14 protein-coding genes are annotated in these 15,372 nt (G+C 62.6%); 9 read left to right on the top strand and 5 right to left on the bottom strand.

Translation table 11 applies throughout. The features are described from left to right. Positions 1-43: 43 nt before the first annotated feature. Both I8N66_RS05670 and I8N66_RS05665 read right to left on the bottom strand, forming a co-directional pair. A complete protein-coding gene (locus I8N66_RS05670) occupies positions 44-1,447 on the bottom strand; it encodes a hypothetical protein (RefSeq protein WP_291150717.1) in 1,404 nt (467 codons plus the stop codon). Positions 1,448-1,522: 75 nt separating this feature from the next. After that, positions 1,523-2,314 (bottom strand): creatininase family protein, encoded by a 792-nt coding sequence (locus tag I8N66_RS05665; RefSeq protein WP_113541143.1) that lies wholly within the window; start codon positions 2,312-2,314, stop codon positions 1,523-1,525. Between the two features lie 114 nt (positions 2,315-2,428). Between I8N66_RS05665 and I8N66_RS05660 the strand changes: the two genes are divergently transcribed. From I8N66_RS05660 to I8N66_RS05650, 3 genes are all read left to right on the top strand, one after another. Beyond that, positions 2,429-2,926, top strand: coding sequence for a MarR family transcriptional regulator (locus I8N66_RS05660; protein ID WP_113541144.1), 498 nt, complete (start codon positions 2,429-2,431; stop codon positions 2,924-2,926). 168 nt (positions 2,927-3,094) lie between these two features. Beyond that, complete coding sequence (locus tag I8N66_RS05655) at positions 3,095-4,117, top strand: LacI family DNA-binding transcriptional regulator (RefSeq protein WP_057254582.1); 1,023 nt, start codon at positions 3,095-3,097, stop codon at positions 4,115-4,117. Between the two features lie 32 nt (positions 4,118-4,149). Beyond that, positions 4,150-5,112 carry a 2-hydroxyacid dehydrogenase gene (locus tag I8N66_RS05650; protein ID WP_113541203.1) on the top strand — a complete coding sequence of 321 codons (963 nt, stop codon included), beginning with the start codon at positions 4,150-4,152 and terminating at the stop codon, positions 5,110-5,112. 45 nt (positions 5,113-5,157) lie between these two features. On the opposite strand, the gene I8N66_RS05645 is transcribed toward I8N66_RS05650, so the two are convergent. Continuing rightward, the gene (locus I8N66_RS05645) at positions 5,158-5,916 is read right to left on the bottom strand and encodes a gamma-glutamyl-gamma-aminobutyrate hydrolase family protein (protein ID WP_291150707.1); all 759 of its coding nucleotides are present in this window, start codon (positions 5,914-5,916) and stop codon (positions 5,158-5,160) included. Between the two features lie 431 nt (positions 5,917-6,347). Here I8N66_RS05645 and I8N66_RS05640 point away from each other — a divergent pair, with 431 nt between their 5' ends. From I8N66_RS05640 to I8N66_RS05615, 6 genes are all read left to right on the top strand, one after another. Beyond that, positions 6,348-8,657, top strand: coding sequence for an EAL domain-containing protein (locus tag I8N66_RS05640; protein WP_291150703.1), 2,310 nt, complete (start codon positions 6,348-6,350; stop codon positions 8,655-8,657). A gap of 229 nt (positions 8,658-8,886) precedes the next feature. Continuing rightward, positions 8,887-9,660 (top strand): hypothetical protein, encoded by a 774-nt coding sequence (locus tag I8N66_RS05635; protein ID WP_113541147.1) that lies wholly within the window; start codon positions 8,887-8,889, stop codon positions 9,658-9,660. 235 nt (positions 9,661-9,895) lie between these two features. Next, entirely contained in the window at positions 9,896-10,120 is a 225-nt protein-coding gene (locus tag I8N66_RS05630; RefSeq protein WP_113541148.1) for an aa3-type cytochrome c oxidase subunit IV, read from the top strand. A gap of 390 nt (positions 10,121-10,510) precedes the next feature. Beyond that, positions 10,511-11,656, top strand: a complete 1,146-nt coding sequence (locus tag I8N66_RS05625) for a Re/Si-specific NAD(P)(+) transhydrogenase subunit alpha (protein ID WP_291150698.1) — start codon at positions 10,511-10,513, stop codon at positions 11,654-11,656. Beyond that, complete coding sequence (locus tag I8N66_RS05620; RefSeq protein WP_113541150.1) at positions 11,656-12,066, top strand: proton-translocating transhydrogenase family protein; 411 nt, start codon at positions 11,656-11,658, stop codon at positions 12,064-12,066. Before I8N66_RS05625 ends, I8N66_RS05620 begins: the two co-directional genes overlap by 1 nt. Before the next feature lie 10 nt (positions 12,067-12,076). Beyond that, positions 12,077-13,477 carry an NAD(P)(+) transhydrogenase (Re/Si-specific) subunit beta gene (locus tag I8N66_RS05615; RefSeq protein ID WP_113541151.1) on the top strand — a complete coding sequence of 467 codons (1,401 nt, stop codon included), beginning with the start codon at positions 12,077-12,079 and terminating at the stop codon, positions 13,475-13,477. Between the two features lie 114 nt (positions 13,478-13,591). Here I8N66_RS05615 and I8N66_RS05610 read toward each other — a convergent pair whose 3' ends face one another. After that, positions 13,592-14,068, bottom strand: coding sequence for a DUF992 domain-containing protein (locus I8N66_RS05610; protein ID WP_113541152.1), 477 nt, complete (start codon positions 14,066-14,068; stop codon positions 13,592-13,594). Between the two features lie 228 nt (positions 14,069-14,296). Then, entirely contained in the window at positions 14,297-15,184 is an 888-nt protein-coding gene (locus tag I8N66_RS05605; protein ID WP_113541153.1) for a tetratricopeptide repeat protein, read from the bottom strand. Positions 15,185-15,372 lie beyond the last annotated feature (188 nt).

The following is a 15,372-nucleotide window of genomic DNA, read 5'->3' as shown; positions in this document are numbered from 1 at the left end:
GGCGATCTAACCGGAAAATCGTGCAGTATTTGTTAGCGTCTCGCTAGGCTGCGCCTGGCTTCGCCGCCCGCATCATCAGTCGTAACTGGTTGAGCGCAAGCAGGCAGAGGAGGCCGCCGACGACAATGCCGACAGCGATCGTGACGTAGCTGTTTTCGCCGGAAAGGGAGAAGGCGAGCACGGCCGCGCCAAGTCCGGCGGCGGCGAAGAGCACGGGCGGCCAGGAAAAATCGAAGGCGAGCGAGGACATCAGGCGCAGGCCGACCAGGGCGGCGAGGGTCGCGCCGATGGTGCTGCCCCAGGCGAGTGCCGCGTCGTCCGCTCCGGCCAGGGTGAGGGCTGCCAACGCGCCGAGGCTCAGAAGCACACAGTCGGCAACGGCGAGGAGCAGGATCAGTGCAAGGCGCTGCCTCAGGTGCAACGGCGTCGGCAACATGATCTGCGTCAGCGTGCGAACGAGCGAAAGCACGATGATGGCGGGCGCGGTTGCGAGGAAACCTTGTTGCAGATCCGGGCTGATGACGAGCCAGGCGGCCGGCAGAAGGACGGCGAAAATGCCGGCTGCCATCATCAGTGCGAAGCTCGTCAACAGCGCGTAATAGTGCCCGAGTTGACGGGCAAGGTCGGCGTGATCTTCAGCCTGGTCATGCGCGGCGACGATCTCGGGATACTGGATCGCCTGCAGTGCGGAAACGATAAGCACGAACGGGCGTTGCAACAGGTCGAGTGCCAGGAGGGCACCGGCAGCACCTGTCGCGCCGAGCGCTGAGGTGAGGATCGCCTTCAGCGCCAGCGGCGCAAACATGGCGGCGGTGGCGGCCCCGGCCGCGACACTGCCATAGACGAGATGCTTGCGGATGCGGGCACTGTCGAGTGCGGCTCGGGGGCGAGTGACGGCGCGGCGGGAAAGAAGGAATGCGAGCAGCCCATAGGCGATGTAGCCGGCGAGAAGACCCGTAACGGTCGACAGGAAACCTGGCGAGATGAGCGCGCCGAGAAGCGTGCCCGCGGCGAGAATGGTGGCGCGCGAACCCTGCAGCACGGAGAAAGCGCGAAAATCCTGACGGAAACGCAGCATGGTCAGATGCAGGTCGCTGCCGCCTTGCGCGATCGAAACCAGGCCGCCGACAAGCGCCACGACCGGCGGCACGCCAAAAAGCAGCGACACGCCCGCCGCGATCAGGCACAGGACTGCGCAGGCAAGGGATTCACTCAGGATCGCCCGTCGTTCCGCTGCCTCACTTTCCCTGTCTGGCCCCGGATAAAAACGGGTGCAGGCGAAGCGCACCCATTCGAAGGCGGCGATGGCGGCAAACTGGCAGATGGAGATGAAGAGCGAATAGCTGGCGTAATCCGCCGGCGTCAGCCAATGGGCGACGATGATCAGCAGGCCGAAGGCGATGACCGCCTGGTAGAAATAGGCGCCGAGCGCGATGATCTTCGCCATGGGTTTCTCTGTCGGACGCTGTCAGCTTAGACCTTCTGATAGCGCAAAAGCGCAAACAAAGTGTTTGCCGGCTTTTCAGGCCAGGTCGCCCGGATCGAAATCCCGGATGTCTTCGAGAAGTTCGAGAAATCCTTGGACAGCATGGGCGATCAGGATTTCGCCGCGTGCTGCCGTTGCAGCGGCGGCATTGCCGGCGACCCCATCGCTACTCAGGTCGCGCATCTTCCAGCCGAAGGCGTGGGGGCCATAGGCACGCAGATGCTTGAAGCGCGCGGCAAATTCGGCTTGGCGCGAGGAGAAGTGTGCGGCCTTGGCCATTTCGACCTTGTCCGGATGGAGCGCCAGCATCACCGATGTCTCGATGTCGCCGCCGTGGATGTCCAGCGCCTTGTCCTCCGGTGCGATCCAGCCCTCCGGCTGGCCGAAGCGGGTCCAGCTTGTCGCAACCGCCAGCATGTTGAAGCAAACACGCGCTTCGGTGGCGACGATGGTCATCAACGGCGAGTTGCCGCCATGGGCGTTCAGCATCACGAATTTGCGGATGCCCAGCCCATGAAGATCACGGGCAATGCCGAGCCAGCGCCCAATCGCCTCGTCATAGCCAAGGGTCTGGCTGCCGGCGACATCCATGTGCTCGACGGAATAGCCGACCGGTTCCACCGGCAGGAATGTTACCGGCAGGTCGGCGGGCAATGCGGCGATCGTGCGGGAGACGATGCCCTGCGCAATCAGCGTATCGGTTTCGAAGGGGAGATGGGGTCCGTGCTGTTCATGGGCGCCGAGCGGGAGCACGGCGATCCAGTTGCAGCGGGCACCGGGCGAAAGGTCGGTCGGATTGTCCTGCCATCGCGGCTCAGGCATCGACATTTCTCTTCGATCCTCCACGTCAATTGTCGTAAAATTGTTATTTGAGTCATACAGTTCGTAATCGCAAGCTGTATTGTTATAAGTGTTCGTTGTGGGGATTCGGCAGGAGGTCCAATGGGCAAGAAGAGCAAGGCCGAAAAGAAGGGCAAGAACGGCAAGAAGAAGGACGAGATCCTGATTGAGCCGCACGATCTTCCCGCTATCCTTGTCCAGGCTGCGCGCTCCATGCGCACCGTGCTCTCCCGCAATCTGCTCGAAAGTGGTCTCTACGCCGGACAGGACGGCGTGATGCTGGCGCTGGCCGAGACCGACGGCATGACCGCAGGTGGTCTCGCGGCCAGGCTTGGGGTCAAGGCGCCGACCATGACCCGCACGATTGGGCGGATGGAAGCACAGGGCTTCCTCGAGCGCCGTCCGGACGAGGACGATGCGCGGCTCACCAAGGTTTATCTCACCGAGCCCGGCCGCAACCGGCTGCAGACCATCGCAGAGGCGGGCCAGCATTCGGAAAAGCTCGCGACACGCGGCCTGACCGACAAGCAGGTGCGCACGCTGATGAAACTGCTGCGCGCGGTCGACAGCAATCTCCAGGCCGCCCGGGCCGCGGATTGAGCCTTGTTCGCCGCATATTGCCGTGGCGATTTAAACAGTTTAAAAGGGATTTAAATTCATGGCACGCGTGCGTCTGCTGAGGCGTGCGAAGGTGTCGGACGGTTTGCTGCATCACCCGCGCCCGGATCTGATGCGGCGGGGGGCAGAATAGGGCTCACAGGGGGTATCGTGGCGCAAAAGGTCAAGCTTTCGACGATCGCGGAAACACTCGGTCTTTCGACGGCAACGGTTTCCCTGGCCTTGCGTGACAGCCCATTGGTGGCGACCGTCACCCGCGACAAGATCAAGGAGCAGGCGCGGGCGCTCGGCTACATCTACAACCGCCGCGCCGCCAGCCTCAGAACGTCCCGTTCGGGCATCATCGGCGTCGTCGTGCACGACATCATGAACCCGTTCTATGGGGAAATCCTGAAGGCGATCGAGGCGGAACTCGACCGCGACAAGCAGACATTCATTCTCTCCAACCATTACGACTCGGTCGACAAGCAGCGCGATTTCATCGAGACGCTGCTGCAACTCGGCGGTGACGGCGTGATCATGTCGCCGGCGATCGGCACGCCGCTGGAAGACATCCAGCTCGCCGAGGACAATGGCATGCCGGCGATCCTGATCGCCCGGTCGATCGAGGGCGTGGACGTGCCGATTTTCCGCGGCGACGACGCCTATGGCATTTCGCTGGCGACCAACCATCTGATCGGCCTTGGCCACCGTTGCATCGCCATGGTTGGCGGCACCGACCAGACATCGACTGGCCGCGACCGCTATCAGGGTTATGTCAACGCGCTGCGAAAGGCCAATATCGAGGTTGATCCGGAGTTGCGCATTCCCGGCCCGCGCACGAAGCAGGGCGGTTTCGAGGCGGCGGTGCACCTGCTCTCCCTGCCGCAGAAGCCGACCGCGGTCGTCTGCTGGAACGACCTGGTGGCGATCGGCATGATGAACGGCATCGCGCGCGCCGGCCTCGTACCCGGCGTCGATATCTCGGTCACGGGCTATGACGATCTCGAGGAGGCGTCGATCGCCACGCCGGCGCTGACCACCGTGTGGAACGGCCAGGCCGATGTCGGCCGCAGTGCAGCCCGCGCGCTCCTCGACAAGCTTTCGGGCAGCCACGAGCCCGACGGTATCCATCTGATCAAGCCGGAAATGCGCATCCGGCAATCGACCGGTCCTTTGCGCGTCATCGCCTGAGACCTTCCTCCCGACAGGAGCTGCCCATGCCTGTGCACCGCACGCGCGTTCTCGTGCCCGGAAAGATCAACCAGCGGGTCATCGATCGATTGGCTGACGCGTTCGAAGTCGTCAGGATCGAGAGCGCCGATCCGGCATTGGTGACGCCGGATATGCAGGACGTGAAAGCGGTTGCTGTTGCCGGCCGGTTGCCCGCAGCGCTGATGGATGTCCTGCCGCAACTCGAGATCATCGCCAATTTCGGCGTCGGCTACGACGGCGTCGAGGTCGCACATGCCGCCGCCAAGGGCATTACCGTCAGCAATACGCCCGATGTGCTGACCGAAGAGGTGGCCGACACTGCGATCGGCCTGCTGCTGAACACGCTCCGCCAGCTTCCGCGAGCAGAGGAATATTTGCGCCAGGGGCGCTGGAGCGGTGACGGCGCGTTTCCGCTGTCGCCGCTTTCGCTGCGTGGCCGCAGTGTCGGCCTATACGGTCTCGGGCGCATCGGTCTTTCGATCGCCAGACGGCTGGAAGCCTTCGGTGTCTCGATTGCCTATCACACGCGCAGTCCGCGCGAAGGCCTGTCCTATGCCTATCATCCGACGCTGACCGGCCTCGCGGCGGCAGTCGATACGCTCGTTGTCATCGTGCCCGGAACAGAGGCGACGCGGCGGACCGTCAACGCGGAGGTGCTTGCGGCGCTCGGCGGCAACGGCGTGCTGATCAATGTCGGCCGCGGTTCCACTGTCGACGAACCGGCGCTGATCGCGGCGCTTCAGGGCGGGGTGATTGCCGGTGCAGGCCTCGACGTCTTCGAGAATGAGCCGCAGGTGCCGGATGCGCTGATGGCGCTGCCGAATGTCTCGCTGCTGCCGCATGTGGCCTCGGCCTCGGTGGTGACACGCAACGCCATGGCCGATCTCGTCGCCGACAACATCGCAGCCTGGTTCGCGACCGGGAAGGCGCTGACGCCAGTGCCGGAAACGCCGTTCACGCGTCGCGCGGTCTGACACCTCGCGTCGTTGCCTTAGGCGGCGATGCGAAAACTGAAAGGGTCAGGCGGCCAAGCGGCCGGCGGCGTAGGTCCGCACGGCGTCGCCGAAAGCCTTGAACAGGCTGGCCGAGGGCGTGTCCGTTCGCACCCAATACTCCGGATGCCATTGCACGCCGACGGCAAAGGCCTTGGCGCCGATCACTGACACCGCTTCGATCGTGCCGTCATCGGCGACAGCTTCGACTGCGAGGCGGGGGGCTGCGGCGCCGATTGCCTGGCGATGCAGCGAGTTGACGCGGATGCGGCCGGCGCCAAGCACCGGAGCGAGGCAGCTACCTTCGTTGACGATGACGTCCTGACGGATGCCATAGGCGACGTCGAGTTCCTTCACGTCGGGCTTACGATGATCCCAGATTCCAGGCTGGTCCTGGATTTCGGATGCGAGCGTGCCGCCGAGCGCAACGTTCAGTTCCTGAATGCCGCGACAGATGGCGAGCAACGGCACGCCGCGCTCCAGCGCCCGGGTGATCAGCGGCAGGCTCGTGGCGTCGCGGCCGGGATCGAAGGGGCCATCCGTGTCCCTGGCCTCCTGGCCATAGAGCGACGGGTGCACGTTCGAGCGGGCGCCGCTTGCAAGCACGCCATCGACGCGATCGAGGATTTCGTCGACGTCGTTGCCGGATTCGAGAGCTGGAATGAGGAAGGGCATGACGCCTGCGCCTTCAACCGCGGCGCGCACATATTGATGGGCGACGACATGCCAGACATTGCCGTCGAATTCGCGGAAATCGCAGGGGATGGCAACGACAGGCTTCGACATCATCAGGCTCCGTAACACGCTCCAGAAAAGCCTTGCCTTCAGTTGCGGATGAAAGTCAACTGAGAAGCGAGTGAACGTGATCACTGCGTCGATCCAAGGGCGGAGCGGCAGCGAACACGACCAGAAAACGGCAGGAAGTTGCAGGTAATTCTTTAGATTCGGGTAACCATCCCGCACGCAAATTTGGGATCGTCCGCCGCAATCGTAGAATTGCTGGAGTTGCAGCGGGGCCCTTTTATTGTGCTGATACCTATGTTCGGTTGCAGAAACCGAGTACTGTTCAGCGCGGTTCGCACTACTGAGTTGAACTCTTCGGTCCTGCCGGCACGACCCGGTGGCTTTTCTGGGATTCGGTACTTTTTTCGGGGCGTTAGACGAAATCATTCGTTAAGTCATCACCCCTAACAATCCGGTAAACCGGAGCTTGGTTCATGATGCGACTTGGACAGAGCGCTCTTCCGACTGACGTGTATCTGTCATCCGTGAGCTCGCTCTACGAACATCGCAAAACGTTGCTGATCGGCATGTTGTCGCATGTCGTGACGTTCCTGCTCGTCTATCTGAAAACCAGTGATCCGCTTTACCTTGCCTGCTCCGGCGTGATCTTCGTGCTTTGGGCGCTGCGCAATCTCGACATGGCGCGGTTCGACCGGCAGGACTTCTCCAATGCCGACCGGGCGATGGTGCGAAAATGGGAGAACCGCTACATCGTCGGCGGTGTCAGTGTCACGCTCACCTGCGGCATCGCCTGCGGTTATGCCATCGCCGTCAGCCAGGATTCTTTTTCCGAGCTCGCCACCATATCGGTGACGCTGGCCTCGATGATCTCGCTCGTTGGGCGTAATTACGGCTCCGAGCGGGCGGTACTTCTCCTGTCTTCGTCGGCGTGCCTGCCGATCGTGATCGGCCTGATCACGCTGCAGGACGTGTTCATGCTGGCGCTGGCTTTGCTGATTTTGCCGTTCATCCTTTCCACCTGGATGATGGCCAACAATGTGCGCGCCTTCCTCTATGAGAACGTGTTGGCCGCACGGGAAATCGCGACCATTGCCGGCCAGTTCGACGCCGCGCTCAACAACATGACGCATGGCCTGTTCATGCTGGATGGCGACGGCCGCGTGGTGGTGGCCAATGAGCGCGCCAGCGAGTTGCTGGCGCTTGGCGACAGGACCGAGCTCAAGGACTGGCTGCTTGACGACGTGATCCGGCGTGGCGCGCGGCGCATGCGGCTCGATGCCGACAAGACCAAGGCGATCTCGCGCCAGCTCGATCTCCTGCTCAAGGGCAAGCGCCCGCAAGTGTTGATCCCGGTGAGCGAGGAACTGCATCTCGAGTTTTCCGCCAGCCGCCGCGACAATGGCGATATCGTGCTGATCTTCGAGGACGTGACGGCGCGTGTGCAGGCAGACAAGCAGATCCTACACATGGTGCGGTTCGACAAGCTGACGGAGCTGCCGAGCCGTGACTATTTCGGGGAACTGGTCGTGGCCGCCGCAAGCGGTGACGAGAGGGAGGGGCGCCCCGTTGGTCTAATGGTTCTCGACGTCACCGAGTTCAAGCATGTCAACGACATGCGCGGCCATATCGTCGGCGACAAGCTGCTGCAGGCGCTCGCCGGCCGGCTGAAAGCGCTGGTCGGCGACGATGCGATTGCCGCGCGGCTGATGGGCGACGAGTTTGTCGTGTTCTTTCCGAACACAGCCGATGTGGCCGACCTGGAAGAACGGATGCGTGGCCTGCATTCGGATCTGCGCGGCACCTATGTGGCCGGCGGCTTCACTTTCAATATGACCATGAGCGCTGGCTTCGTCATCGCGTCGAACGTGGATGTGAAACTCGAAGACCTGCAGATCAAGGCGGATCTTGCGCTTTCGGAAACCAAGCTGCGCAACCGGGGCGGCTGCACCGCGTTCGAAGTCGAGATGGATGCCCGCTACGTCGACCGTCAGAAGCTGAAGGCGGATTTGCGCGAGGCGATCAATGCCCGCAACCTGACACTCTCCTACCAACCGATGTTCGCGCCGAACGGCGGCCGGGTCGAGTGCTGTGAAGCATTGGCCCGCTGGACGCATCCGGAGCGCGGGCCGGTACCGCCGAACGTGTTCATCCAGCTTGCCGAGGAGTTGGGGCTGGTCACGGAAATCACGCGTTTCATGCTCGATCACGCATGCCGGGATTGCATGGACTGGCCGAATGAGGTGTCCGTCTCCGTCAATCTCTCGGTTCTCGACCTGCGCAGCAGCGAGATCGTCACGATGGTGACGGATGCGCTGCAGGCCACCGGCCTTGATGCGTCGCGGCTGCATCTGGAGGTAACCGAAAGCTGCCTGATGGATGAGCCGCTCAAGGTGCAGGCGATCCTGCGCGAGCTGCGGGGCCTCGGCATCACCATTGCCATCGACGATTTTGGCACCGGCTATTCGAGCCTCAGCTACCTCGATGCCCTGCCGGTCGACATCATCAAGATCGATCGCTCCTTCGTGCGTAACATCCGCGAGGACTCGCGCCGATTCAAGCTCCTGCGCGGTACGGCAAATCTCGCCCGCGCGCTCGGCTTGCGCATCGTCGTCGAGGGCGTCGAGACGACCGATCAGTTGCAGCTTATCACCGAACACAATTGTGCTGATTTGATACAGGGGTTCGTCTTCGCCGCCCCCATGCCCGCTTCCGCAATTGCGACGCTTTGCAAGAATGGTGTGCCAAAACGAGGCGCCAAACCCACCAGCAAGCGCATCGCCTGACGCTGACACCCCCGATTCCGTCCTGTTTTGACGCTGCCCTTCCGGCGGCAAGCCGTTGATTAGGCGGCGCAAACGCGTCCCGCTTTGGTGCTCATTGCTCCAAGTCGATCGAATAAATTTACGAATTTTTAGGGTTAACAAAAAGTTAACGGTGAACTGTTCCGTTTTGCGGTTGCCGCCCCATTTTCCGTCAATAGGTTAACGATTTGTTAACCATGAGGTTTGGAATATGGGTGAGACGGCACAACAGGCGGAGCCTGGGCGTTTTTCTGAAAAGCTGATGCAATTGCTCGATCGTGTCGAATACCGACGGGTCGAGACCGGCGAGGATATGGAGGACATCGCGCGGCTGCGCTACAAGGCGTACAAGTCCGTCAATCTCATGGAGTTGACGGGCTCGACGCTGGTCGACGATCTCGACTTCGATAGCCACGCCTATGTTTTCGGGATCTATCTGGACGAGAGCCTCGTCAGCACCGTGCGCGTGCATCACGTCACGCCGGAGCATCGCGCAAGCACATCGGGCCTGATCTTCGGCACCGAGATCGACGCGTTCCTCGATGCCGGGATGGTTCTGGTCGATCCGGGCCGCCTTGCGGTCGATCCTGATGTCATGGGCGATGAGATGCGGGCGCTGCCCTACCTCACGCTGCGTCCCGTAGCGATGGCTTGCGAATACTTCTCCGCAGACCGTTGCCTGACGGCTTGCCGGCCGCGCCATACCGCCTTCTACAAGCGCATCTTCGCCTCGGAGACCGTTGTCGCCAAGCGCGAGAACCTGGGGGTATACAATGCCGATGGCGCCCTGCTCGTTGCGCAGGTGCGGGGGCAGCGGCCTTCTATCCTCGACCGTTACCCCGTTTTCGATTCGGAGCCCTTCGAGCGCCGCATGATGTTTGCCGACCGCAGCGAAGTCCCGTTCGCGCCGCTGACGATCCTGCCGACCGCGCGCATGGCGCAAACCGGCTATGGTCGTTCCTACCGCACCTCCGTCTTCCGCTAACAGTCCTCAGGGCGGGTACCGATGGCGAGGCGCGCTCGTGCGCGCCATCCTTGCCGCTGGCCGTGACATATCGCCCCAACAGGTAGGGCGAAGGGACGGGTTTTCGTTGCGCCGACCCCGCGCATTGTGTAAGGGCAGCTATAGGGGTTTTCGCGACTTTTCGCGGGAGCCATGCTTCGATTACAGGCGGTGACGATCAAGGGTCGCGCCGTGGCATTCAGGGAGAATTTGAACGATGGCTGAGCATCATTCTGGACCGGTCGATGTGGGCGCTCCGATGGACTATCCGGAGCACGAGAAGACCTATCTCATGTTCCTGAGTGCATCGAAGTACGGCACGATGTTCTGCGTGGCGCTGCTGATTGCCATGGCTGCCGCTTTCTTCACGACGATGGGCTTCTTCTCCTCGCTCGTGCTCTTCATTCTGCTTAACGTCGCCGGTTTCTTCTTCCTTCGCTAATCGGCGCGACCGAACCGACCGTTGAGGGAGCGCGCTGACCGTGCTTCCTCGGCGACCGGGCGTTTGCCCGGAAGAAGCTGCATGCCGCCGGCTGGAGGTGCCGACGCATATGGCTTGAAGCCCGGATGCCCATCAAAGGGCGGGGGCGGATAATCCTCACCCGCGTGAGGGAGGAGCTGACAGCAGGCCCGCAGAGCCCGATCTTGGCTCGATGCCGGTGGATCGCCCAAGGTCCCGCATTCAGGCGGATGGCTTGCTCCAGAAGATTGCGCCGGGCACACGTGTGCCGCGCACATGAGGGCGTGTCGGCCCGATAGGCCCACCCGCTTTGCAGTCGGAGAGAATGCCCGCATTCCGGCTTTGGCTCGATTGCGGCCAGGAGGGGGACTTGTGAGCGAGATCATCTTTGTCGCCAAGGAAACAGATCCGAACGAGGGTCGCGTTGCCGCATCACCGGATACTGTGAAGAAACTGAGAGGTCTCGGCTTCGACGTCGTCGTCGAGGCGGGCGCCGGATTTCTGTCGCGTATTCCGGACGCCGAGTTCGAAAAGGCCGGAGCCAGGATCGGCACCAACGCAGACGCCAAGACGGCGGATGCCGTGCTCAAGGTCCGTCGACCGACGACTGCCGAAATCGGTGGCTACAAGTCGGGTGCGATCGTCATCGCCATCATGGATCCCTATGGCAACGAGGCGGCAATCGCCGAGATGGCCAAGGCGCGCTTGACCGCCTTTGCAATGGAACTGATGCCGCGCATCACCCGTGCACAGTCGATGGACGTGCTCTCGAGCCAGGCGAACCTCGCCGGCTATCAGGCGGTGATCGACGCGGCCTACGAATACGATCGGGCATTGCCGATGATGATGACGGCGGCCGGTACGGTTCCTGCCGCCAAGGTCTTCGTCATGGGTGCCGGTGTTGCTGGACTTCAGGCGATCGCGACGGCCCGCCGTCTCGGCGCCGTGGTCTCGGCGACGGACGTGCGTCCGGCAGCCAAGGAACAGGTCGCCTCGCTCGGGGCCAAGTTCATCGCCGTCGAGGACGAGGAGTTCAAGGCGGCAGAAACCGCTGGCGGCTACGCCAAGGAAATGTCCAAGGAGTATCAGGCGAAACAGGCGGCACTCGTTGCCGAGCATATCGCCAAGCAGGACATCGTCATCACCACAGCGCTCATCCCCGGTCGTCCAGCGCCGCGGCTTGTTACCCGCGACATGCTGAAAAGCATGAAGCCGGGCTCGATCGCCGTCGACCTTGCTGTCGAGCGTGGCGGCAACGTCGAAGGTGCGGAGGCCGGCAAGGTTGCCGAGGTCGAGGGTGTCAAGGTCATCGGCCATCTGAACGTTCCGGGACGCATCGCGGCTTCCGCATCCGGCCTCTATGCCAAGAACCTTGTCACTTTCCTGGAGACGATGGTCTCCAAGGAGACCAAGGCGCTTGCGGTCAATATGGAGGACGAGCTCGTCAAGGCGACGGCGCTCACCCATGGCGGCCAGGTCGTGCATCCGAACTTCGGTGCCAGCAAGGGGGATAAGTGATGGCGAATGAACTTCTCGACAAGGCGCTCGCCGATCTCGACCGGGCAGTGGAGGCGGTCCGCACCGCCGCGGAATACGTTCCGGAATCGGCCGGCGCTATCGCCCATGGCGCCACCGGCGGAGCGATCGATCCCTTCGTCTTTCGCCTGGCAATCTTCGTTCTGGCGATTTTCGTCGGCTACTACGTGGTCTGGTCGGTGACGCCGGCGCTGCACACGCCGCTGATGGCGGTTACCAACGCGATTTCCTCGGTCATCGTCGTCGGCGCCCTGCTCGCCGTCGGCATCTCGGCCTCGGGCCTGGCGACTGGCTTCGGCTTCGTGGCGCTGGTGCTTGCCTCCGTCAACATCTTCGGCGGCTTCCTCGTCACCCAGCGCATGCTGGCCATGTACAAGAAAAAAGACAAGTGAGGCCGGCCCGATGAACGCGAACTTCGCAGCCTTCCTCTACCTGGTCTCCGGCGTCCTGTTCATCATGGCGTTGCGCGGCCTCTCGCACCCGACCACCAGCCGCAAGGGCAACACCTACGGCATGATCGGCATGGGCATTGCCATCGTCACGACGCTGCTGCTCGCCAAGCCGAGCTTCGGCGGCCTGATGCTGATCGTACTTGGCCTCGCCATCGGCGGCGGTGTCGGCGCGGTGATTGCCCGTCGCATCGCCATGACGTCTATGCCGCAGCTCGTCGCCGCCTTTCATTCGCTGGTCGGTCTTGCCGCCGTCATGGTGGCGGCTGCCGCCATGTATGCGCCGGAGAGTTTCGGCATCGGCACCGTCGGCGACATCCATGCGCAGGCGCTGGTCGAAATGTCGCTCGGCGTTGCCATCGGCGCGATCACCTTCACCGGCTCGGTCATCGCCTTCCTGAAGCTCGACGGTCGCATGTCCGGCAAGCCGATCATGCTTTCGGGTCGCCATGCCATCAATGCCGGCCTTGCGGTCGCACTCGTCGTGCTGGTGGTCATGCTGGTGCTGACGCAGAGCACGACGGTGTTCTGGCTGATCGTCGTGCTGTCGCTGGCGCTTGGCGTGCTGATCATCATCCCGATCGGCGGCGCCGACATGCCGGTGGTCGTGTCGATGCTCAACTCCTATTCGGGTTGGGCGGCGGCCGGCATCGGCTTCACGCTCGGCAACCTGGCCCTCATCATCACTGGTGCGCTCGTCGGCTCCTCCGGTGCGATCCTTTCCTACATCATGTGCAAGGGCATGAACCGCTCGTTCATTTCGGTCATCCTCGGCGGCTTCGGCGGCGAGACGGCGGGGGCCGGCGGCGACGATGGTGTCCAGCGCACCGTCAAGCAGGGGTCCGCCGACGACGCGGCCTTCCTGATGGCAAACGCCTCCAAGGTGATCATCGTGCCGGGCTACGGCATGGCGGTCGCCCAGGCGCAGCATGCGCTGCGCGAAATGGGCGATCAGCTCAAGGCCGCCGGCGTCGAGGTGAAATATGCGATCCATCCGGTCGCAGGCCGCATGCCCGGCCACATGAACGTGCTGCTCGCGGAAGCGAACGTTCCCTATGACGAAGTGTTCGAGCTCGAGGACATCAACTCCGAGTTCGCACAGGCCGACGTTGCCTATGTCATCGGCGCCAATGACGTCACCAACCCGGCGGCGCGCGATGACAAGTCCTCGCCGATCTACGGCATGCCGATCCTCGACGTCGACAAGGCCAAGACCTGCCTCTTCGTCAAGCGCTCGCTCGGCTCCGGCTATGCCGGCATCGACAACACGCTGTTCTACAAGGACGGCACGATGATGCTGCTTGGCGACGCCAAGAAGGTGACGGAAGATATCGTCAAGGCGCTGCACGCTTGAGCGCCACTTAGAGCTGGTCGACATGAAACGCCCGCCTTTCGGCGGGCGTTTTGCGTTGGAGGCATTGGGGGCGTATTCCAATGAAACACTTTGTTGCGTCTTCCTGGAATTGACTTAGCCGGCCGGTGCCAGCGTCAGTTCGTCGACGCCGATCGCGACGTTCAGCCCCTCCTGGACCTGGACGTTGACCGGCTGCAGCATGAAGGCCTTGTTGGTGCCGCCGCCGATCACCTTGGCACCGCCGCCGACCGCGAGGCTCGCATCGGCGCCGACGCCGTAGTATTCGCCGGCAAGGGCGAATTCGCTGGCCGGCGTTCCGGTCTTGGCAAAGACATCCCAGACCATCGTGCTCTTGCCGGTCTTGCCGATGTCGATGCCGATCTTTCGGATGGAGCCGGCATAGACGGCCTTCGGTCCGCCATTGGTGGGCGTGAAGGTGCACATCAGGTTCTTGGTCGAGGTCACGATCATGCCGGTGCCGCCATCCGAACCGCAGACGAGACGGCCGAACGCGACATAGTTCTCGGCGGCTGCCGGGCCCGTGGCAAGCGCGGCCAGTGCCAGCGCAGTAAGGAGGGTTCGTTTGATCATGGCTTGCTCTCCGTTCTTGCCGCGCCGGAAGCGCGGTAGCACTTTGAATAGCTGCAAGTTTCTCCCATGGTTCGGAGCCGATCCATGGAAACAGGCAGTGACACCTTTGGCAAACGGACGATGGCCGGGAAGGTTCCGCCGTGGCGGAACGGGCAGGGCGGCAACCTGCACAAATGAAAACGCCCGCGAGGAAGTCGCGGGCGTTTCGAAAATCAAGATCGGCGAGGCTTACGACGCCTTGACGCGGGCCAGGCCTGCGCGCGCCGGCTCGTACTTCGGGTCGAGCTGCAATGCGTGCGAATAGGACTTCGACGCCTTGGCCTTGTCGCCCTTGCGTTCGTAGATCAGCGCCTGGTTGGCCCAGGATTCGGCGACCTTGCCATTGAGGTTGATCGCGGTGTTGAAGTCGGAGAAGGCGTTGTCGTCGTCGCCCTGGGCGACGTAGGAAATGCCGCGGCCGTTATAGGGCTCCGGCGAGCTCGGCGACAGCGAGATCGCGGTCGAGAAGTCTTCGATCGCCTGGCCGTGCTGGTTGCGTGCCTGATAGATCAGGCCGCGATTGTGGTAGGCGCGGGGATCGGTCGTGTCGAGCTGGATTGCCTTGTTGAAATCGTTGAAGGCGGAATCGAGCTGGCCGGCCTGGCGATAGAGGTTGCCGCGGCCGATATAGGCGACGTCGTAGCTGCCGTTGAGTTGCAGTGCCATGTTGTAGTCGGCGAGAGCGGCCTGGGTGTTGCCCATGTTGCGATGGACGAGCGCCCGGTTGGCATAGGCCTGGTAGAAGCGCGGATTGAGCTGGATCGCCTGGTCGAAATCGGCGATCGCCCGGCGATATTCGCCAGCGCGTCCATAGGCTGAACCTCGAACGTTATAGCCTTCCGGGTCGCTCGGGTTCGAGGCGATGACGCTTGAGAGCGAAGCGATGTTTTCCTGCGAGCCCTGTTCGCGCTCGACCTTGTTGGTCATCGAGTCGGGGCCGTCGGTCGTGCAGCCTGCCAGAAGAAGGGCCGAACCCAGGAGAAGCATGGCAGCAAGCCTTGGCTTGCGCTGGTGGCGGCGAGACGCCTCATGGACAGTAGAACCGGAGACGTCCGCAGTCATGGCAGCAAGTGTCAAAGGTTGATCCCTCAAATCGACAAGGTCTCGAAAGCCGTCGGCTTTCCGTTCCTACAGCGCCGCGCGTCTTTCAGGACGCACTCAGGTCGCTGTAACGGGTTGATTTTCTGCACAATTCTGCCCCCAAATCGACCCCGATCCAAGGAATTATGCAGTAGAGCCGCTGAAACTCCCCGCGGGCTCCGCAG

The organism is Ensifer sp. SSB1, from assembly GCF_016652895.1.
GTDB lineage: Bacteria > Pseudomonadota > Alphaproteobacteria > Rhizobiales > Rhizobiaceae > Ensifer.
This window is presented reverse-complemented; position numbering and strand designations above follow the sequence as displayed.